The organism is Serratia sp. H1w (genome assembly GCF_000633355.1).
GTDB lineage: Bacteria > Pseudomonadota > Gammaproteobacteria > Enterobacterales > Enterobacteriaceae > Chania.
The window spans coordinates 55,084-74,503 of record NZ_AYMQ01000046.1; the positions used below are offsets into that span (position 1 = coordinate 55,084).

Sequence of the window (19,420 nt, forward strand, 5' to 3'; positions counted from 1 at the left end):
AGAAAAACGAATTTATTTCGTTAAAAATTTAATATTTCCGCTCAAGTTATTTTTTTACCCGAGTAAAACACTCGGAAATAGAATTTAATTCACCTCTATAAAACAAAAATTTTACATTAAATAAACCTTTTTGCGCCTATTCACTGGTCGCCAGCGCCGACGGGATATCCTGAGATACCCTTGCTTTTCCAACACATAGCACCCTCACGGAACGATTCAGCTCGCCAACACGTTGTTGCCATTAGTAAATTGTCACCTAACGTTACATGTGTGACCCCCTTAACAGAAAGTGTCAACAAGCCGCTGACACTCTCTTAAGTATGTTTACAGTACTGCAACCTTCCCGTAAAATGCCCGCACACATGAAACGACAATATAGAGCCTTGGTAATTGGGGTCGTTAGATGAGACTTAAGAAATACAATAAAAGTATTGGGATGTTGTCCTTAATTGTCGCCACCGTAATGCTAAGCGGTTGCGATATGGTTTTGATGGATCCCAAAGGAGCAATAGGTGTTGAGCAGCGAAGACTGATCCTCACAGCAATCGGCTTGATGCTGATTGTCGTGGTGCCAGTGATCTTCATGGCGTTCACGTTTGCCTGGAAGTACCGTGCTTCCAACAAAGCCGCCAAGTACAGTCCGAACTGGTCACACTCCAACAAGATTGAAGCGGTCGTCTGGACCATTCCAATCATTATCATCGCCATCCTTGGCACCATAACCTGGAAAACGACCCACGCGCTGGATCCATTCAAGCCAATTGTCACCGACAAAAAGCCAATGACCATCGAAGTGGTATCGTTAGACTGGAAATGGCTGTTCATCTATCCAGAGCAAGGTATCGCGACCGTTAATGAGCTGGCTTTCCCGAAAGATGTTCCAGTCGAATTTAAAGTCACCTCTAACTCGGTAATGAACTCGTTCTTTATTCCTCAGTTAGGTGGGCAGATTTATGCGATGGCCGGGATGCAGACCAAACTGCACCTGATCGGCAACGAAGCAGGCAAATACGACGGTATTTCCAGCAGCTTCAGTGGCCGCGGGTTCTCCGGCATGAAATTCACCGCCATTGTCACCCCGACCGAAGGCGACTTCGATCAGTGGGTAGCCAAGGTGAAAGAATCGTCTAATACCCTTAACGCCACCAGCGATTTTAACAAACTGGCAGAGCCGAGTGAAAACAACCCGGTCGAGTACTTCTCCAGTGTCAAACCGAATTTGTTCAAAGAGACTATTGGCAAATTCATGGGTGATATGCACATGCACAAAGGCGCAGAAGCTTCCGCGCACCAGGGCATGGACATGAGCCAGGGTATGGACATGAGTGAACATGCTCACGCCGGAGCCGAGGAATAATCTGATGTTGGGAAAATTAACACTTGATGCGGTTCCGTTGCATGAACCGATCATCATGGTCACCGTTGCTGCAATTATCGTTGGCGGGCTGGCACTGCTGGCGCTGATCACGTATTTCGGCAAATGGAAGTGGCTGTGGAGCGAATGGCTGACTTCGGTCGACCATAAAAAAATCGGTATCATGTACATCATCGTGGCTATGGTTATGCTGCTGCGTGGTTTTGCTGATGCCATCATGATGCGTAGCCAGCAGGCGCTCGCGTCTGCCGGTGAGGCCGGATTCCTGCCGCCGCACCACTACGACCAGATCTTTACCGCACACGGCGTGATCATGATCTTCTTCATGGCAATGCCTTTCGTGGTAGGTCTGATGAACGTGGTAGTACCGCTGCAAATCGGTGCGCGCGACGTCGCCTTCCCGTTCCTGAACTCCCTGAGCTTCTGGTTCTTCGTGGTCGGCGTGGTATTGATCAACATCTCGCTGGGTGTCGGTGAATTCGCACAGACCGGCTGGTTGGCGTATCCACCGCTATCGGGTAAGGAATACAGCCCGGGTGTCGGGGTCGATTACTGGATCTGGAGTCTGCAGATTTCCGGTCTGGGTACCCTGTTGACCGGTGTGAACTTCTTCGCCACCATTCTGAAGATGCGTGCTCCTGGCATGCCGATGATGAAGATGCCAGTATTTACCTGGGCAGCGCTGTGTACCAACGTGCTGATCATCGTCTCCTTCCCAATTCTGACCGTCACCGTCGCGTTGCTGACCCTGGATCGCTATCTGGGCACCCATTTCTTTACCAATGATATGGGCGGCAACATGATGATGTACATCAACCTGATTTGGGCCTGGGGTCACCCAGAGGTGTATATCCTGGTTCTGCCAGTGTTTGGGGTGTTCTCTGAAGTCACCGCCACCTTCTCGAAGAAACGTCTGTTCGGCTATACCTCACTGGTATGGGCAACCATTGCGATCACCGTCCTGTCGTTTATCGTTTGGCTGCACCACTTCTTTACCATGGGGTCAGGCGCTAACGTCAACGCCTTCTTCGGTATCGCCACCATGATCATTTCCATCCCGACCGGGGTGAAAATCTTCAACTGGCTGTTCACCATGTACCAGGGCCGTATTCAGCTTAACTCCGCAATGCTGTGGACCGTGGGCTTCATCATCACCTTCTCCATCGGTGGGATGACCGGCGTGCTGCTGGCGGTACCGGGTGCCAACTTCGTGCTGCACAACAGCCTGTTCCTGATTGCCCACTTCCATAACGTGATTATCGGTGGTGTGGTGTTCGGTTGCTTCGCTGGCCTGACCTACTGGTTCCCTAAATCCTTCGGCTTCCGCCTGAATGAGACCTGGGGTATCCGTGCGTTCTGGTTCTGGATCATTGGTTTCTTCGTTGCCTTTATGCCGCTGTACGCATTGGGCTTCATGGGGATGACTCGCCGTATCAGCCAGAATATCAACCCTGAGTTCCACCCACTGCTGCTGGTTGCGGCTGGTGGTGCAGCTCTGATTGCCTGCGGTATCCTGTGCCAGGTGATTCAGGTTTACGTCAGTGTCCGTGACCGCGAGCAAAACCGAGATCTGACCGGTGACCCATGGGGTGCACGTACGCTGGAGTGGTCAACGTCTTCACCACCTCCGTTCTATAACTTCGCCGTAGTACCAGAAATTCACGACCGTGATGCCTTCTGGGACATGAAAGAAAAAGGCGAAGCTTATAAGAAACCCGCGAAGTACGAGCCGATTCATATGCCGAAGAATACCGGCGCCGGTGTGATTATTGCTGGCTTCAGCCTGGTATTTGGTTTCGCGATGATCTGGGATATCTGGTGGATGGCGATCGCTGGCTTTGCTGGCATGATCGTGACCTGGATCGTCAAGAGCTTCGATGAAGATGTTGATTACTATGTGCAGGTTGATGAGATCGAGCGCATTGAAAACCAACACTATGAACAAATCAGCAAAGCAGGCGTGAAACATGTCAACTGATACTCTGACCAACCATAGCGCAGCCCATGCCGAGCATGGGCACCACGACGCAGGAGAAACCAAGGTCTTCGGATTCTGGATCTACCTGATGAGTGACTGTATTTTGTTTGCGAGCTTGTTCGCAACTTATGCAGTACTGGTAAATGGGACCGCTGGCGGTCCCGCTGGGAAAGATATCTTCGACCTGAATTTTGTTCTGGTCGAAACTTTCCTGCTGCTGTTCAGCTCCATCACCTACGGTATGGCGATGATCGGCATGAACAAAGGCAATGTCAGCAGCGTTAACAAATGGCTGTTCCTGACCTTCCTGTTCGGCGTCGGCTTCGTGGCGATGGAAATCTATGAATTCCATCACCTGATCGCCGAAGGTTACGGCCCAGACCGCAGTGCGTTCCTCTCCAGTTTCTTTGCGCTGGTCGGTACTCACGGTCTGCACGTGACCACCGGTCTGATCTGGATCATCATCATGATGGTACAGGTGAGCAAGCGTGGCCTGAACCCAACCAATAAAACCCGTCTGATGTGTCTGAGCCTGTTCTGGCACTTCCTGGACGTGGTCTGGATCTGCGTATTTACCGTTGTCTACCTGCTGGGGGTAATGTAATGAGCCATTCATCCCATGATACCTCTCACGGCGGCGCAAGCCACGGTAGCGTGAAGTCCTATCTGACCGGCTTTATCCTGTCCGTCATCCTGACGGTAATTCCATTTGCGATGGTGATGAGCGGCAGCGCCTCTCACTCCACTATCCTGGCGGTTGTGGTCGGCATGGCAGTTATCCAGGTGATCGTTCACCTGGTTTACTTCCTGCATATGAACACCTCATCGGAAGAGCGCTGGAACCTGGTGGCATTGCTGTTCACCGCTATGATCATCGGTATCGTTGTTGTGGGTTCACTCTGGATTATGTACAACCTCAACATCAATATGATGGTCGATTAAGAGCAGAGCTGGACGTGATGATTAAGCAATACCTGCAAGTAACTAAACCAGGAATTATTTTCGGTAATTTAATTTCTGTCGTCGGGGGATTCCTGCTCGCTTCCAAAGGGAGCATCGACTATCCCCTGTTTCTCGCCACCCTGCTGGGAGTCTCGTTGGTGGTTGCCTCGGGCTGTGTATTTAACAACTACATTGACCGCGACATCGACAAGAAAATGGAGAGAACGAAGAACCGGGTGCTGGTAAAAGGCCTGATCGCGCCGAGTGTGAGCCTGGTTTACGCTACCTTGCTGGGTATTGCTGGTTTTGCACTGCTGTATATCGCAGCCAACCCGCTGGCCATGTGGCTGGCGGTGATGGGCTTCGTGGTTTATGTCGGGGTTTATAGCCTGTACATGAAACGCCACTCGGTATACGGCACGCTGATCGGCAGCCTGTCGGGTGCCGCGCCGCCAGTGATTGGCTATTGCGCGGTGACCAACGAGTTTGATGCTGGTGCATTGATCCTGCTGGCTATCTTCAGCCTGTGGCAGATGCCGCATTCCTATGCGATTGCCATCTTCCGCTTTAAAGATTACCAGGCGGCCAATATTCCGGTACTGCCGGTGGTGAAAGGCATTTCCGTGGCCAAAAACCACATCACGCTCTACATCCTGGCGTTTATGATTGCCACGCTGATGTTGACCCTGGGTGGTTATGCTGGCTACAAATACCTGATCGTCGCAGCGGCGGTGAGCGTTTGGTGGCTGGGCATGGCGTTACGCGGCTACAAAGCGGAGAATGACAGCGTCTGGGCGCGCAAACTGTTTGTGTTCTCAATCGTCGCCATTACTTCACTCAGCGTAATGATGTCTATCGATTTCAGCGCCAGTGCTACACCAGAAACCCTGTTAACCTACGCTTGGTAAACTGCGGTTATCTGCGAATGGGCCGCCTAGCGGCCCATTTTATTTTGTTGCGCAGAAAATCACGCCAACTGTAATATCTGTTAAACAACATTCGATTTACCCCCCCCTGCCCTACACACTAGAATGACGCAGCTTTGCCGAGGCTATTCCAACTGGCTAAGTCCCCCCGCTTAACCCGTTGGAATAGGTTCTATCGAGGTCTACATGAACGACAATATTATGACTCCCCAAGAACGTCGCGCGACCTGGGGCTTGGGTACCGTTTTCTCTCTGCGCATGCTCGGCATGTTTATGGTATTACCGGTACTGACCACCTATGGCATGGCGCTACACGGTGCCAGTGAGGCGCTGATTGGCCTGGCTATCGGTATTTATGGCCTGGCGCAGGCGGTATTCCAGATCCCCTTCGGCCTGATCTCCGATCGCGTTGGCCGTAAGCCGCTGATCGTCGGTGGGCTGTTAATCTTCGCCCTGGGCAGCGTGATCGCAGCCTTGAGCGACTCGATCTGGGGCATCATCCTTGGCCGGGCGTTGCAGGGATCCGGAGCCATCGCCGCTGCGGTCATGGCACTACTGTCGGATTTAACCCGCGAACAGAACCGTACCAAGGCAATGGCGTTTATCGGCGTCAGCTTCGGCATCACCTTTGCTATCGCCATGGTGGTGGGGCCCATTGTCACTCATGCCTTCGGCCTGCATGCGCTGTTCTGGATGATTGCCGTGCTGTCACTCGCCGGTATCGCCATCACTTTGCTGGTCGTCCCTTCCGCCGACCAACACGTACTGAACCGCGAATCGAGTATCGTACGGGGCAGTTTCAGCAAGGTGCTGAGCAATTCGCGGCTGTTGAAACTCAACTTTGGCATCCTGTGTCTGCATGTCTTGCTGATGTCCAGCTTCGTCGCCCTGCCGCTGGCAATGGAAAAAGCCGGGTTAGCCGCGGCGGATCACTGGAAAGTCTATCTGGTCACCATGCTGGTGTCCTTCGTTGCCGTGGTACCGTTCATCATTTATGCGGAAAAATACCGCCGCATGAAGCAGGTCTTTATGGGCTGCGTAGCCGTACTGTTTTGCGCCGAGGTGGTACTGTGGTTCTCTGGCCTGCATCTGTGGGGCATCATTGCCGGGGTTCAGCTGTTCTTTATGGCGTTTAACGTCATGGAAGCCATTCTGCCCTCGCTGATCAGCAAGGAGTCACCTGCGGGTTATAAAGGCACCGCTATGGGTGTTTATTCCACCAGCCAGTTTATTGGCGTGGCTATCGGCGGTAGTGTAGGCGGTTGGTTGTATGGGCTACAGGGGGCAGGATTGGTGTTTATCGCCGGTGCCGTGCTTGCCGCAATCTGGTTTGTTGTCAGCAGCACCATGAAAGAGCCGCCTTACGTCAGCAGCCTGCGGATTACCTTGTCTGAACTGGCGGTAAAAGATTCGGCATTGCAAAGCCGTTTGCTGGCTCAGCCGGGTGTTGCAGAAGCGATTGTGGTGCCCGAGGAACGCAGCGCCTACGTGAAGGTGGATACCAAACAGACCAATCGCGGTGAGCTGGAAGCCCTGATCGCCGCGCTATAAGGGTTTGGCTTTATCGTCTGATGTTCCCCCTCACCCCAACCCTCTCCCCAAAAAGGAGAGGGGGCTGATACGGTGTTGAGGTTAAATACGGAATTAAACTTGTGGCACGGGCGGTCCCCTCTCCCTGTGGGAGAGGGTTAGGGTGAGGGGCTATAAAACTTAATCGCGGAAGTTTTTAAACTGGAACGGCTGCCCCAGATCGGCACCGCGGATCAGTGCCATCACGCCTTGCAGATCGTCGCGTGCCTTACCGGTAACGCGGATTTCATCACCCTGGATCTGCGCCTGAACCTTCAACTTGCTGTCTTTGATCAGCTTGACGATTTTCTTCGCCACTGAGCTTTCGATCCCTTTTTTGAGCTTGGCATCTACACTGTAGGTTTTCCCACTGTGGGTCAGCTCTTCCGGGATCTCCAGAGCGCCGCCGTCAATGCTGCGCTTCATCAGTTTTTCACGCAGGATATCCAGCAGTTGCTGCACCTGGAAGTCAGACTCGCTGGCGACCTTAATGCTTTCGTCTTTCTCGTTCAGCTCAAAACTGGCCGGGACGTTACGGAAATCCCAACGGGTACTGAGATCGCGGGTGGCATTCTCAACGGCGTTACGAACTTCCTGCATATCAATTTCGGAAACGATGTCGAAAGATGGCATACTTCTCTTCCTCCTGAATGGGTGCTCTATGATTTTCGATGCCGTGCATAATACCCGCTTTGCGCTGTCAGGCAAAATTCAGATATGCGCTTGAACAACACGCTTAACCATAGAAAAGCCTATAATCAAAAGGATCCATCAGTGGTCTTACCGGACACCAGGGAGATAAAATGAAAATAACCATTCTTGGTTGCGGTGCACTCGGACAACTGTGGCTTGCCAAGCTGTATCAGCAGGGCCACGATGTACAGGGATGGTTACGGGTGCCCCAGCCATTTTGTGCGGTCAACGTCATTGAACCCGATGGCACATCATTTAACCGTAATTTGCCCACCAACGATCCCGAGCACCTGCGGCACAGTGAACTGCTGCTGGTCACGCTGAAAGCGTGGCAGGTTTCCGGCGCAGTGACGGCATTGTTGCCTAAATTGAACCCTCGCTGTGCCATTTTACTGTTACATAACGGCATAGGAACGCAAGAAGAGCTGCCGCCGCACAGCCAGCCGGTGCTACAGGGCATCACCACGCATGCTGCACGCCATGATGGTAACACCATTGTGCACGTCGCCAACGGCACTACCCATATCGGCCCAACAACCCAGCAGGCCACCCATCTCAGCCATCTGGCAGAGATACTGCATCAGGCCCTGCCGGACGTTGCCTGGCATAACAATATCGCTTCAGCCAGTTGGCGCAAGTTGGCGGTCAACTGTGTTATCAACCCGCTAACGGCGATATATGACTGCCGTAATGGCGATCTGCAACGCTACCCAGAGCAAATAGAGCTTATCTGTAGTGAAGTGGCTAGCGTGATGGAGATGGAAGGTCACCACACCTCCTGCGAAAGCCTGATGTTCTATGTGATGCAGGTGATCCAATCGACGGCGGACAATACTTCTTCAATGTTGCAGGATATCCGTGCCCAACGGCACACCGAGATCGACTACATTACCGGTTATTTACTGCGTCGCGGGCGTAGCCACGGCATCCCCCTGCCAGAAAATACCCGGCTGTTTGAAATTATTAAACGCAAGGAAAATAGCTATGAGCGCAACGGCGTTGGTCTGCCTGGCACCTGGTAGTGAAGAAACCGAAGCAGTTACTGCCATCGATCTGCTGGTTCGTGCCGGAGTCAAAGTCACGACCGCCAGCGTAGCCAGTGACGGCGATTTGACCATTGTCTGCTCTCGTGGCGTCAAGCTGCTGGCAGACGCCCCCCTGGTGGCAATTGTTGACGAGCATTTTGACGCCATCGTCTTACCGGGCGGTATCAAGGGCGCAGAGTGCTTTCGCGATAGCCCGCTACTGGTAGAAAAAGTCCGCCAGATGCATCTGCAAGGTAACATTGTGGCCGCTATCTGTGCGGCACCGGCCCTGGTCTTACAGCATCACAAGCTGTTCCCGATCGGCAATATGACCGGCTTCCCCAGCCTGAAAGATCAGATCCCTGAAGGGCAGTGGATGGAAAGACGGGTGGTGTTCGATCCGCGCGTCAACCTGCTCACCAGTCAGGGGCCGGGCACCTCGATGGAGTTTGCCCTGAAGCTGATCGATTTGCTGTTGGGTAAGGCCAAGGCGGCGGAGATAGCAGCACAACTGGTGCTCATCCCCGGCATGTACGACTTCCGCGACTGAAACTGTATTGGCAGGCCAATTGGCCTGCCGAATAACACTGTTATTCGCTGATAGTGAAGGTCAGCGTTGACAGTAATACGGACTCATCACACTTCGCCTTATCCACATAAGGCAGTTTGTGTTCGGTCTCAACGACCCAATATCCCGCCTTCAACGGATAAACGTTAACTTTGCCCTTGCTGTCGGTCTGATTCAAAAAGGCTTTGGCATGGCTGTGGGTATGCCCGTGGTGCTCGTGTTGGTCACCAAAACCGGCAAACGTTGCCGTCACATCGGCATTCTTCAGAGGTTTGCCGTCATACAAGACCTGTATTGGCAGCGGCTGCCCTGGCTTGATGGTGGCCGGGTTGGCCAGGGGGATAATCTCCAGCTGTAACCCCTGCGGCTGGCTGATGACCGCTGTCTCCGTCGCCCCATCAATATTCACTACGGTTTTGCCGAACATGGAGGCCCGCTCACAGTACAGCGCGTCGGGCATTTCCGTCCTGCTCTGCTGTTGCCATCCCGCTTTATTTTGCGACCAATAGGTAGGCTTATAGATAGCGATAGCGGCATAGCTGCCTTTGGCCAACGGTTTTTCCGTCACGAACTGGTAATTCTCTTTACCCGGCTTCAGCACCAGATCGCCACTTTTCCCAATTAGCTGTGCCGGCTCGAAAATGTGCCGGCGCTCTTCAGGGATCGTTTCTGCGGTTGGGAATTCATCGCCGTAACCAAGCTCAATCATGCTCTGCCCGCCCGTAGCGGGGAGTGCATTAACCCATAAAGAATGGGCCTGTAACGGGCTGATAAACAACCAGGGTAGTATTAGCGCCAACGGTTTTAACTGCATAAACGTGCTCCTGCTGATTATTGATATGTTATAACGTAACAATAAATAAACCAAAGTAAGCCGTTATGTCAAAGTTATTCGCAGGGAAAGGGTAAAAAGAGGAGCAAACAGGAGGTAAGGATAGCAACGCCACAGCAGCGGCATTGCTACCCTTAAAGCAGATTACGGGCGGTAAACCTTGACGTTGGCGTAGCCCTGCTCCAGCAGGTACAGCGCTTGTAACCGGCTCATCACACCACGGTCACAGTACAGCAGATAGGTTTTGCTCTGATCGAGATCGGCAAACTGCGTGCCTAACTTGTAGAACGGCAACGGTTTAACTTCTACCTGTGACAGTTGCAGCGGCTTCTCTTCCTGCTCATCCACCGAGCGGATATCCAGGATCACTTCGTCAGCGCTGAATTCAGCCACGGTTTCTACTTCCGCGACCTGCTGACGTGCTTCTTCTGCAATGGTACGGATATCGACGTTACGCGCTTCGCGCACCACGCGATCGAGGATCTCGAAGTCAAAATGCCCTTCTTCCTCTTCGATCCTGGCCTTGATCGCTTTGACCGTCGGGCTTTTCGAGATCACACCGCAATACTCCGGCATGGTCTTGGCGAAATCTTCGGTGCCGATTTCACGTGCCACGTTGATGATGTGCTCTTTATCATGTGAGATCAGCGGGCGCAGGATCAGGGTATCGGAGGCGTTATCGATCAGACGCAGGTTGGTCAAGGTCTGGCTCGAAACCTGGCCCAGCGCTTCGCCGGTTACCAAAGCCTGCACGCCATAGCGTTCAGACACCTGAGAAGCGGCACGCACCATCATGCGCTTGAGCACCACGCCCATCTGGCCATCGTCGACCTTTTCCAGGATCTCACCGACCACCGGCTCAAAGTCGATGGCAATAAAACGCACTTTGTGTGAGCTACCGAAACGGTTCCACAGATAGTAAGCAACCTGCTTAACGCCAATTTCGTGCGCCGCACCGCCCAGATTAAAGAAGCAATAGTGTACACGACAGCCACGGCGCATCAGCATATAGCTGGAAACACCGGAGTCAAAACCGCCGGAAATCAGTGACAACACGTCTTCCTGGGTGCCAATTGGGTAGCCGCCAATCCCTTCGCGGCGCGCCTTGACCAGCATCAGCTTGTCGTCTTCGATCTCCAGATTCACCGTAACCTGAGGGTGTGAAAGCTTCACGCGCGCGCTTTCAATATGCTGGTTCAAACCACCACCGACGTAACGTTCCACATCCTGTGAGCTGAACTCATGCTTGCCACGACGTTTCACTCGCACACAGAAGGTTTTGCCTTCCAGCTGTTCGCGGTAGGTCTCCAGCGTCTGCTCAAAGATATGGTGGACATCGGTATAGGCGCGGTCTTCTACTTCCAGGATATGGTGAATACCGGGAATACGCGTCAGAGCATCGGCAATCACCGGGCGCTGATCTTCGTCTTTAGCTCGCACCTCGATAAAATCCCAGTGACGGACAACCGCCAGCGTTTCATCATACTGCTTCAGGACGTTACGAATGTTGGTAGTCAGGATCTTAATGAAGCGCAAGCGCACAGATTGACTCTTGATGGTGATTTCCGGGAACAATTTAATGATAAACTTCATGGCGGTCTTTATAGTCTGATGAAAGTTACGGGTAAAAAATCAATACCTCTCCCCGTCGTCTTTCAAGCTGCAGCGTTGTTACCTGCACTTGCCCACCCCAGTCACTTACAATAGTAAGCTCCTGGGGTGGGCAAGCTTGTCGCCTAGCTGCAACTTGAAATCCATAGGGGATACCTTTATTGGCGGCTGCAGCTAGCTGCCACTGCAAGGCTATTAGGTATACAATGGCGATAAGATTGATAAAATCGCGGGCTGACCGAGCTTTTATCAATCTTATCTGGGCGCGAAGTATATCACTATCTGCCTGCGCGCCGTGCACAAAACCACATAGAAGTGCCATGATTTGCTAATCAAGATCCGCTAGGATAGGCTCTGGTACCCCAGTTCACATGGTGATGTAAAAAGAAAATTATGGCGAAAAAACCTGCACAATCAGACAATAAAGAGCAAAGCATCAGCTTTGAGAACTCTCTGAGTGAACTTGAGAGTATCGTGACCCGTCTGGAATCCGGTGAATTACCGCTGGAAGATGCGCTCAACGAATTTGAACGCGGCGTCCAGTTGGCGCGCCAAGGTCAACAAAAACTGCAACAGGCGGAGCAGCGCGTACAGATCCTGCTCAACGACCATGACGACGATGCTGCACTGGCCCCTTTTACCCCGGACGCTGAGTAATTACGATGTCTGAGTTCCACGATCAGTTACAGGCCTTCCATCAGCGCAGCGATCGCGCACTGCTTGGTTTTATCGCTCCGCTGCCGTTCAGTGATGGCAAAATGGTTTCGGCGATGCGTCACGGCGCCTTACTGGGCGGTAAACGGCTACGGCCTTTTCTGGTTTATGCCACCGGACAGATGTTTGGCCTGAGCCTGGATAATCTGGATGCCCCGGCGGCGGCGGTGGAGTGCATCCATGCCTACTCGCTGATCCATGACGATCTGCCGGCGATGGATGACGACGACCTGCGCCGTGGCCAACCCACCTGCCATATCAAATTTGGTGAAGCCAACGCCATTCTGGCGGGCGATGCTCTACAAACGCTGGCTTTCTCGATCCTGGCCGATGCCGAAATGCCCGACGTAGCGCTGCGAGATCGGCTGGCAATGATCTCCGAACTGGCCAAAGCCAGCGGCGTTGCCGGTATGTGCGGTGGTCAATCGTTGGATCTGGAAGCCGAAGGTAAGCAAATCGATCTGCAAGCGTTAGAGCAGATCCATCGTCACAAAACCGGCGCGTTGATCCGTGCTGCGGTTCGTCTGGGGGCATTGGCTGCTGGTGAACCGGGGCGTGCGGCGTTACCTGAACTTGATCGTTACGCCGCGGCCATTGGCCTGGCGTTTCAGGTACAGGACGATATTCTCGACGTCGTGGGCGAAACCGAAAAAATCGGTAAACGCCAAGGTTCCGACCAACAGCTTGGCAAGAGTACCTACCCGGCGCTACTTGGTCTTGACAGCGCCAAGCTAAAGGCGTGGGATCTCTATCAGGAAGCCTTGGCAGCATTAGAATTGTTGGCGACACAATCTTATAACACGGCGCCATTGCGGGCGTTAGCCAACTTCATTATTGAACGCGACAATTAACTCCTCTGATATGAGTACTGAATGAGTCTTGATATAGCCAAATACCCGACCTTGGCCCTAGCGGAAAACCCGGAAGAGCTCCGTTCATTGCCAAAAGAAAGCCTGCCGAAGTTGTGTGATGAACTGCGGCAATATCTGCTGGACAGCGTCAGCCGCTCCAGCGGCCACTTTGCGTCAGGGCTGGGTACCGTCGAGCTGACGGTGGCGCTGCATTACGTCTACAACACCCCATTCGATCACCTGGTTTGGGACGTGGGCCATCAGGCTTATCCACACAAGATCCTGACCGGTCGGCGTGACCGCATCTCGACCATTCGCCAGAAAAACGGCCTGCATCCATTCCCGTGGCGCGCCGAAAGCGAATATGACGTGTTGTCCGTTGGCCACTCTTCAACCTCAATCAGTGCGGGTCTGGGCATGGCCGTGGCCGCCGCGCGTGAAGGCAAAAACCGCCGCACCGTCTGCGTGATTGGCGATGGTGCCATCACCGCTGGTATGGCGTTTGAAGCCATGAACCACGCTGGCGACATCACCCCGGATATGCTGGTGGTGCTGAATGATAACGAAATGTCGATCTCCGAAAATGTCGGGGCGTTAAATAATCATCTGGCGCAGTTGCTGTCTGGCAAGCTCTACTCCACGCTACGCGAAGGCGGTAAAAAGGTGCTCTCCGGCCTGCCGCCGATCAAAGAGCTGATCAAGCGTACCGAAGAACACCTCAAAGGCATGGTAGTGCCTGGCACGCTGTTTGAAGAACTTGGCTTTAACTACATTGGCCCGGTAGATGGGCATGACGTGCAGGCATTAACCGCCACGCTGAGAAACATGCGAGACCTGAAAGGCCCACAGTTACTGCATATCATGACCAAGAAAGGTCGTGGCTATGCTCCGGCAGAAAAGGATCCGATCAGCTTCCATGCGGTGCCCAAATTCGATCCTGCCAGCGGCACTCTGCCAAAAAGTGCTGGCGGTCTGCCAACCTATTCCAAAATCTTTGGTGAATGGCTGTGTGAAACGGCAGCCAAAGACAGCCAGTTGATGGCAATCACTCCGGCCATGCGCGAAGGCTCCGGTATGGTGCAGTTCTCACGTGACTATCCGCAGCAATATTTCGATGTGGCGATCGCCGAACAGCATGCGGTAACTTTCGCCGCCGGGTTGGCGATTGGCGGTTACAAGCCGGTGGTAGCAATCTACTCCACCTTCTTGCAGCGCGCCTACGATCAGGTGATCCACGACGTGGCGATCCAGAACCTGCCGGTCATGTTTGCCATCGATCGCGGCGGCATTGTCGGGGCCGACGGCCAGACTCACCAGGGCGCATTCGATATTTCATTCCTGCGTTGTATCCCCAACATGGTGATCATGACGCCGAGCGATGAAAATGAATGCCGCCAGATGCTGTTTACCGGTTATCACCATAACGATGGCCCAACGGCGGTACGCTACCCACGGGGTAACGGTACGGGCGCAACGCTGGAGCCTTTGGCCGCATTGCCGTTAGGTAAAGGCATCGTGCGCCGCGAAGGGGAAAAAACCGCTATCCTCAACTTTGGTACCCTGCTGGCGGAAGCCGCTCAGGTGGCCGAAGCGATGAATGCCACGCTGGTAGACATGCGCTTTGTCAAACCGCTGGACGAACAGCTGGTGCTGGAAATGGCCGCCAGCCACGAAGTGCTGGTGACGCTGGAAGAAAACGCCATTATGGGCGGAGCTGGCAGCGGAGTTAACGAGCTGCTGATGGCTAAACGTCGAGTCGTTCCCGTGCTGAATATTGGCCTGCCTGATTACTTTATTCCACAGGGCGGCCAGGAAGAGATCCGCAGCGATCTGGGCCTGGATGCGGCCGGTATTCAACGCCAGATCGAAACCTGGTTGGCATAATCTAGCGTAGGGGCGTGCCACAGCGTGCGCCCTGATCATTTTCATCCCCCAACGCCACACCCATCATTTCTGCATCATTTTCCACTACAGTGACTTTTTAAACGGTACACAGGAGAGAGGCATGAAATATCTGAAACTGGGTAACACCGATTTAAACATTTCCCGTATCTGTCTGGGTTGTATGACCTATGGCGAGCCCTCACGTGGCAACCACGCCTGGACGCTACCGGAGGAGAGCAGCCGTCCGCTGATCAAACAGGCGCTGGAGGCGGGTATCAACTTCTTTGATACCTCCAACAACTATTCCGATGGCAGCAGCGAGGAGATCGTGGGCCGGGCGCTGCACGACTATGCACGCCGCGACGAGGTGGTGATTGCCACCAAAGTCTATAACCAGATGAGCAATCTGGAGCGTGGCCTGTCACGCCCGAAGGTCATGCAGTCGATCGACGACAGCCTGCAACGCTTAGGTACCGACTACGTCGATTTACTGCAAATCCACCGCTGGGATTATGAAACTCCGATCGAAGAAACGCTGGAAGCCCTGCATGACGTGGTGAAAGCCGGCAAGGCGCGCTATATCGGCGCTTCTTCGATGTATGCCTGGCAATTTGCCAAAGCGCTGTATACCGCCGATTTGCACGGCTGGACACGCTTTGCCAGCATGCAGGATCAATACAACCTGATCCAACGTGAAGAAGAACGTGAAATGCATCCGCTATGCGCCGCAGAAGGGATTGCAGTACTTCCCTGGAGTCCATTGGCGCGTGGCAGGCTGACACGCCCTTGGGGGGAAACCACCGCGCGGCTGGTCAGCGACCAATATGGTAAAACCCTGTATGACGCGACCGAAGGGGTTGATGCCTTGATTGCCGAGCGTGTAGCCACCATTGCGGAACAACGTGGCGTTTCACGGGCACAAGTCGCCCTGGCATGGCTGTTGAGTAAACCGGTAGTGACTGCGCCGATTATTGGTGCCTCACGCAGCGAACACTTGCTCGACGCCGTTGCCGCCATTGATCTGGAGCTGACATCACAAGAGATTGCTGAACTGGAAACAGCCTATGTGCCGCATCATGTGGTCGGTTTTGAATAACTGCAACGCGTAGTCAAAAATGCAAAAACCCGACTGGTGAGGTCGGGTTTTTACGTTTCGGCCGATAACTCTGGCCGGAACTGAGCCATCTTTTACTAACCAATTGAGAATAAGTTAGAAGACAAGCAGATGCAATTTCGTACAGTTATGCGCTGATAGGTTTGCCGCCTCCGACCTTACTATTTTACGACCCTTGAGCGCTACCAAAGTGATCGTAACCGCTCCACGGCAGTTCAACCTCTTGCTGTTCGCGATAGAACTTCATCCCTTCAGACTGCGGGCCGATCTGGCCAATACAGGTGTAGTCCGCACCTAAATGGCTTAACGCCACTTCCAGCGCTCCCCGATTGATCTCGGGCACCGTAAAGCACAGCTCGTAATCTTCCCCGCCGGTCAATGCCCAGCGCAATGCCTGTTCGGCATCGGTATTGCTGGTCAGCGTCTGCGACATTGGCAGTTCATCCAACTCGATACGGGCACCGCACTCGGAGGCTTTCAGTACGTGTTGCAGATCTGAAATCAGGCCGTCGGAGAGATCGATCGCCGAACTGGCCAAATCACGCAGCGCCTGGCCTTGCAGCACACGCGGCTGCGGACGCAGATGACGCGCCAGCAAATAGTCCCGGGACACTTGATCAGACACTTGCAAACGATCTTGCAGGATGGCCAATCCGGCAGCGCTGTCGCCCAGCGTACCGGTCACGTAAATCCAGTCGCCAATGCGTGCACCGCTGCGGGTTAATGCCCGCCCGGCCGGGATAAGGCCGTGGATCGTCAACGTCATACTCAGCGGGCCACGAGTAGTGTCGCCGCCAATCAATTGCATGCCGTAGTAATTCATCTGTTCGAACAGGCTATCGCTGAACCCCTTGAGCCACTCTTCGTTGACTTCCGGCAACGTCAACGCCAGCGAAAGCCACGCGGGATCGGCGCCCATTGCCGCCAGGTCGCTCAGGTTTACCGCCAGTGCTTTATAGCCGAGATCGGCAGGATCAATATCTGCCAAGAAGTGAATGCCTGACACCAGGGTATCGGTGCTGATGGCTAAAAGCTGTTTTTCTGCCACTGTCAGCAGTGCACAGTCATCGCCAATGCCTAGCTGTACATCCCGGCGCACACTTTTGAACCGGTCAAAATAGCGGGCAATGAGATCAAATTCGCCACATGCCATGGTCTGTCTTCCAAAGAAGTAAGGCCGGTTTCCCGGCCTTACGTTTTATTTTTTCTTGCGGATGCTGGGGGCTGCTTTATCCAGCACGCCATTCACAAACTTGTGGCTATCTTCCGCGCCGAAGGTTTTCGCCAGTTCGATCGCTTCGTTGATGGCCACTTTGTAAGGGACATCTTCACGCATTTTCAGCTCGAACAGCGCAATGCGCAGCACGGCTCTTTCCACCTGGCCCAATTCTTCAAGCTGGCGCGACAGGAAGGGGGCCATCAGGCCATCCAGCATACCTGCGTTGACTGCCACACCGGACAGCAGCTCACGAAAATAGGCGACGTCAACATCTTTGACATCCTGCTCCGTCAGGAACTGGTGTTCAACATCGGCAATGTCATTTTTAGACAACTGCCAAGAATAAATCGCTTGAACAGCGCACTCACGAGCGCGACGACGAGCAGCAGGTTTCACGGAATTCCCCTTAAACTAAATTCAGGCTTTAATAGCTTTGATTACATTAATCATTTCAAGTGCGGTCAGGGCGGCTTCTGCGCCTTTGTTGCCCGCTTTGGTGCCGGCACGCTCGATCGCTTGTTCGATGCTTTCGGTGGTCAGCACGCCAAAGGCAACCGGGATCTCGGTATTCATTGAGACATTGCCCAGACCGGAGCTGGCTTCGCCCGCCACATATTCGAAGTGCGCGGTGCCCCCACGGATCACCGTACCCAGCGCAATTACCGCATCATATTTGCCGGTGTTAGCCAGCACGCGTGCGGTTAATGGCAGCTCGTAAGCGCCTGGGACCCAAACAACGGTGATGTTGTCATCAGCAACCTGGCCGATACGCTTCAGTGCATCAATGGCACCTTGCAGCAGGCTGTCGTTGATGAAATTGTTAAAACGTGCAATTGCGATCGCCACACGGGCATTAGGAGTAGCAACAACACCTTCGATAACTTTCATGGGCTTTCCTTAAAAATGGGTTCATACCCCGCAGGGGGGCGGATTCTATCATATTCTTTGCCCGCCTGCGCGGCGCTTTTGTAAAACGCGGCTACACCGGCAGGCAAAGGTCACATTCTCTATTTGGCGGTTAACCGCAGGCGCAGATCGGGACCAATCTGGCGCACCTCGCTAAAGACAAACTCAGGCACATCGGCCAGTTGCGTCAAACCTGGCAACTGGCACAGGCCACGGGCATTATCACCCAATAATTTTGGCGCGATGTACACAATGAGCTCATCCACCAGCCCGGCCCGCAACAGTGCACCGGCAAGCTGCGCGCCAGCCTCGACCCAGATGCTGTTCACCTGACGTTTGGCCAGTTGCATCATCATCACCACCAGATCGATACCACCGCCGTGCAGCGGGAAGGAGAGTTGCTCGACACCGGCTGGCCAAACCCGATCGTCTGGCTGCTGACGTGCCAACCAGGTAATACCCGGCTGCTGCACGACCCGGTGTTGCGGCGTTACCCGGTTCTGGCTGTCTACAATAATCCGCAATGGCTGACGTAGGCTGTCACGCGGGTAGATCTGTTGGGTTTCACTGCTCAGTTCATCCCAACGCACCGTCAGCGCAGGATCGTCGGCCAACACGGTAGCGCTGGTGCTGAGGATCGCCGAACTGGCCGCCCGCAACTCCTGCACATCTCGCCGTGCCTGCGGTGAGGTGATCCACTGACTTTCTCCAGAGGCCATCGCCGTACGGCCATCCAGTGAAGCCCCCAGCTTGAGCTGCACATAGGGAAACCCGGTGCGCATACGCTTGAGGAACCCCAGATTAACGGCTTCCGCTTCTGCCAGCATCACGCCGTGGCGCACATCGATACCCGCCTGTTGCAGCTTGTAGAGTCCACGCCCGGCAACTTGCGGGTTGGGATCTTGCATAGCGGCAACTACGCGGCTGACTCCAGCCTCGATCAACGCGTCAGCACAAGGAGGCGTGCGGCCATGATGGCTACAAGGTTCGAGCGTGACATAGGCCGTAGCCCCGCGCGCCTTTTCCCCTGCCATGCGCAGAGCGTGAACCTCCGCATGAGGCTCACCGGCCCGCAAATGGAAACCTTCGCCCACGATGTTGCCATCGCGCACGATAACGCAGCCCACGTTGGGATTCGGTGTGGTGGTAAAGCGCCCCAAACGCGCCAGCTCAAAGGCGCGCGCCATATAGAATTCGTCGTTTTGCATGCGGA

At 53.9% G+C, this 19,420-nt stretch carries 19 protein-coding genes; 12 read left to right on the forward strand and 7 right to left on the reverse strand.

What is annotated here, in order from left to right; translation table 11 throughout:
• Nucleotides 1-403: 403 nt before the first annotated feature.
• From cyoA to U869_RS0109675, 6 genes are all read left to right on the forward strand, one after another.
• A complete protein-coding gene (gene cyoA, locus U869_RS0109650; RefSeq protein WP_025120338.1) occupies nt 404-1,357 on the forward strand; it encodes a cytochrome o ubiquinol oxidase subunit II in 954 nt (317 codons plus the stop codon).
• 4 nt (nt 1,358-1,361) lie between these two features.
• On the forward strand, nt 1,362-3,353 hold the full coding sequence (cyoB, locus tag U869_RS0109655; RefSeq protein ID WP_025120337.1) for a cytochrome o ubiquinol oxidase subunit I: 1,992 nt from the start codon (nt 1,362-1,364) through the stop codon (nt 3,351-3,353).
• A complete protein-coding gene (locus U869_RS0109660; RefSeq protein WP_025120336.1) occupies nt 3,343-3,957 on the forward strand; it encodes a cytochrome o ubiquinol oxidase subunit III in 615 nt (204 codons plus the stop codon). Before cyoB ends, U869_RS0109660 begins: the two co-directional genes overlap by 11 nt.
• Nucleotides 3,957-4,295, forward strand: a complete 339-nt coding sequence (locus U869_RS0109665; RefSeq protein ID WP_024483939.1) for a cytochrome o ubiquinol oxidase subunit IV — start codon at nt 3,957-3,959, stop codon at nt 4,293-4,295. Before U869_RS0109660 ends, U869_RS0109665 begins: the two co-directional genes overlap by 1 nt.
• A 17-nt stretch (nt 4,296-4,312) precedes the next feature.
• Nucleotides 4,313-5,203 carry a heme o synthase gene (gene cyoE / locus U869_RS0109670; RefSeq protein ID WP_021180177.1) on the forward strand — a complete coding sequence of 297 codons (891 nt, stop codon included), beginning with the start codon at nt 4,313-4,315 and terminating at the stop codon, nt 5,201-5,203.
• A 204-nt stretch (nt 5,204-5,407) separates the two neighbouring features.
• On the forward strand, nt 5,408-6,772 hold the full coding sequence (locus tag U869_RS0109675; protein WP_025120335.1) for an MFS transporter: 1,365 nt from the start codon (nt 5,408-5,410) through the stop codon (nt 6,770-6,772).
• A 159-nt stretch (nt 6,773-6,931) separates the two neighbouring features.
• Here U869_RS0109675 and U869_RS0109680 read toward each other — a convergent pair whose 3' ends face one another.
• Nucleotides 6,932-7,423, reverse strand: a complete 492-nt coding sequence (locus tag U869_RS0109680; protein ID WP_025120334.1) for a YajQ family cyclic di-GMP-binding protein — start codon at nt 7,421-7,423, stop codon at nt 6,932-6,934.
• 170 nt (nt 7,424-7,593) lie between these two features.
• On the opposite strand from U869_RS0109680, the gene panE reads away from it, so the two are divergent.
• On the forward strand, nt 7,594-8,505 hold the full coding sequence (gene panE / locus U869_RS0109685) for a 2-dehydropantoate 2-reductase (protein WP_025120333.1): 912 nt from the start codon (nt 7,594-7,596) through the stop codon (nt 8,503-8,505).
• Nucleotides 8,468-9,058, forward strand: coding sequence for a protein deglycase YajL (gene yajL / locus U869_RS0109690; protein WP_025120332.1), 591 nt, complete (start codon nt 8,468-8,470; stop codon nt 9,056-9,058). The genes panE and yajL overlap by 38 nt, the downstream gene beginning before the upstream one ends.
• 40 nt (nt 9,059-9,098) lie before the next feature.
• Here the strand turns inward: yajL and U869_RS0109695 are convergent, their stop codons facing one another.
• Together U869_RS0109695 and thiI are read right to left on the reverse strand one after the other, a co-directional pair.
• Nucleotides 9,099-9,890, reverse strand: coding sequence for a DUF4198 domain-containing protein (locus tag U869_RS0109695; RefSeq protein WP_025120331.1), 792 nt, complete (start codon nt 9,888-9,890; stop codon nt 9,099-9,101).
• A gap of 162 nt (nt 9,891-10,052) precedes the next feature.
• Nucleotides 10,053-11,501: a tRNA uracil 4-sulfurtransferase ThiI gene (thiI, locus tag U869_RS0109700; protein ID WP_025120330.1), complete on the reverse strand. Its 1,449-nt coding sequence runs from the start codon at nt 11,499-11,501 to the stop codon at nt 10,053-10,055.
• 411 nt (nt 11,502-11,912) lie between these two features.
• Here thiI and xseB point away from each other — a divergent pair, with 411 nt between their 5' ends.
• The 4 genes from xseB (at nt 11,913) to U869_RS0109725 (ending at nt 16,064) form a co-directional block, all read left to right on the forward strand.
• Nucleotides 11,913-12,176, forward strand: a complete 264-nt coding sequence (xseB, locus tag U869_RS0109710) for an exodeoxyribonuclease VII small subunit (protein ID WP_025120328.1) — start codon at nt 11,913-11,915, stop codon at nt 12,174-12,176.
• 5 nt (nt 12,177-12,181) lie between these two features.
• Nucleotides 12,182-13,084, forward strand: a complete 903-nt coding sequence (gene ispA / locus U869_RS0109715; RefSeq protein ID WP_025120327.1) for a (2E,6E)-farnesyl diphosphate synthase — start codon at nt 12,182-12,184, stop codon at nt 13,082-13,084.
• A 21-nt stretch (nt 13,085-13,105) separates the two neighbouring features.
• On the forward strand, nt 13,106-14,968 hold the full coding sequence (gene dxs, locus U869_RS0109720) for a 1-deoxy-D-xylulose-5-phosphate synthase (RefSeq protein WP_025120326.1): 1,863 nt from the start codon (nt 13,106-13,108) through the stop codon (nt 14,966-14,968).
• A gap of 121 nt (nt 14,969-15,089) precedes the next feature.
• Nucleotides 15,090-16,064, forward strand: a complete 975-nt coding sequence (locus U869_RS0109725) for an aldo/keto reductase (RefSeq protein WP_025120325.1) — start codon at nt 15,090-15,092, stop codon at nt 16,062-16,064.
• Between the two features lie 184 nt (nt 16,065-16,248).
• Here U869_RS0109725 and thiL read toward each other — a convergent pair whose 3' ends face one another.
• The 4 genes from thiL to ribD form a co-directional block, all read right to left on the reverse strand.
• Complete coding sequence (thiL, locus tag U869_RS0109730; RefSeq protein WP_025120324.1) at nt 16,249-17,235, reverse strand: thiamine-phosphate kinase; 987 nt, start codon at nt 17,233-17,235, stop codon at nt 16,249-16,251.
• Between the two features lie 45 nt (nt 17,236-17,280).
• Complete coding sequence (nusB, locus tag U869_RS0109735; protein WP_025120323.1) at nt 17,281-17,697, reverse strand: transcription antitermination factor NusB; 417 nt, start codon at nt 17,695-17,697, stop codon at nt 17,281-17,283.
• 21 nt (nt 17,698-17,718) lie between these two features.
• Complete coding sequence (gene ribE, locus U869_RS0109740; RefSeq protein WP_025120322.1) at nt 17,719-18,189, reverse strand: 6,7-dimethyl-8-ribityllumazine synthase; 471 nt, start codon at nt 18,187-18,189, stop codon at nt 17,719-17,721.
• A gap of 119 nt (nt 18,190-18,308) precedes the next feature.
• On the reverse strand, nt 18,309-19,415 hold the full coding sequence (gene ribD, locus U869_RS0109745; protein ID WP_025120321.1) for a bifunctional diaminohydroxyphosphoribosylaminopyrimidine deaminase/5-amino-6-(5-phosphoribosylamino)uracil reductase RibD: 1,107 nt from the start codon (nt 19,413-19,415) through the stop codon (nt 18,309-18,311).
• Nucleotides 19,416-19,420: the final 5 nt, after the last annotated feature.

Excerpts from the sequence above, each read along its gene's own strand:
- cyoA (WP_025120338.1), top strand. The coding sequence starts at position 404 with ATGAGACTTAAGAAATACAATAAAAGTATTGGGATGTTGTCCTTAATT.
- cyoB (WP_025120337.1), top strand. The coding sequence starts at position 1,362 with ATGTTGGGAAAATTAACACTTGATGCGGTTCCGTTGCATGAACCGATC.
- U869_RS0109660 (WP_025120336.1), top strand. The coding sequence starts at position 3,343 with ATGTCAACTGATACTCTGACCAACCATAGCGCAGCCCATGCCGAGCAT.
- U869_RS0109665 (WP_024483939.1), top strand. The coding sequence starts at position 3,957 with ATGAGCCATTCATCCCATGATACCTCTCACGGCGGCGCAAGCCACGGT.
- cyoE (WP_021180177.1), top strand. The coding sequence starts at position 4,313 with ATGATTAAGCAATACCTGCAAGTAACTAAACCAGGAATTATTTTCGGT.
- U869_RS0109675 (WP_025120335.1), top strand. The coding sequence starts at position 5,408 with ATGAACGACAATATTATGACTCCCCAAGAACGTCGCGCGACCTGGGGC.
- U869_RS0109680 (WP_025120334.1), bottom strand. The coding sequence starts at position 7,423 with ATGCCATCTTTCGACATCGTTTCCGAAATTGATATGCAGGAAGTTCGT.
- panE (WP_025120333.1), top strand. The coding sequence starts at position 7,594 with ATGAAAATAACCATTCTTGGTTGCGGTGCACTCGGACAACTGTGGCTT.
- yajL (WP_025120332.1), top strand. The coding sequence starts at position 8,468 with ATGAGCGCAACGGCGTTGGTCTGCCTGGCACCTGGTAGTGAAGAAACC.
- U869_RS0109695 (WP_025120331.1), bottom strand. The coding sequence starts at position 9,890 with ATGCAGTTAAAACCGTTGGCGCTAATACTACCCTGGTTGTTTATCAGC.
- thiI (WP_025120330.1), bottom strand. The coding sequence starts at position 11,501 with ATGAAGTTTATCATTAAATTGTTCCCGGAAATCACCATCAAGAGTCAA.
- xseB (WP_025120328.1), top strand. The coding sequence starts at position 11,913 with ATGGCGAAAAAACCTGCACAATCAGACAATAAAGAGCAAAGCATCAGC.
- ispA (WP_025120327.1), top strand. The coding sequence starts at position 12,182 with ATGTCTGAGTTCCACGATCAGTTACAGGCCTTCCATCAGCGCAGCGAT.
- dxs (WP_025120326.1), top strand. The coding sequence starts at position 13,106 with ATGAGTCTTGATATAGCCAAATACCCGACCTTGGCCCTAGCGGAAAAC.
- U869_RS0109725 (WP_025120325.1), top strand. The coding sequence starts at position 15,090 with ATGAAATATCTGAAACTGGGTAACACCGATTTAAACATTTCCCGTATC.
- thiL (WP_025120324.1), bottom strand. The coding sequence starts at position 17,235 with ATGGCATGTGGCGAATTTGATCTCATTGCCCGCTATTTTGACCGGTTC.
- ribE (WP_025120322.1), bottom strand. The coding sequence starts at position 18,189 with ATGAAAGTTATCGAAGGTGTTGTTGCTACTCCTAATGCCCGTGTGGCG.
- ribD (WP_025120321.1), bottom strand. The coding sequence starts at position 19,415 with ATGCAAAACGACGAATTCTATATGGCGCGCGCCTTTGAGCTGGCGCGT.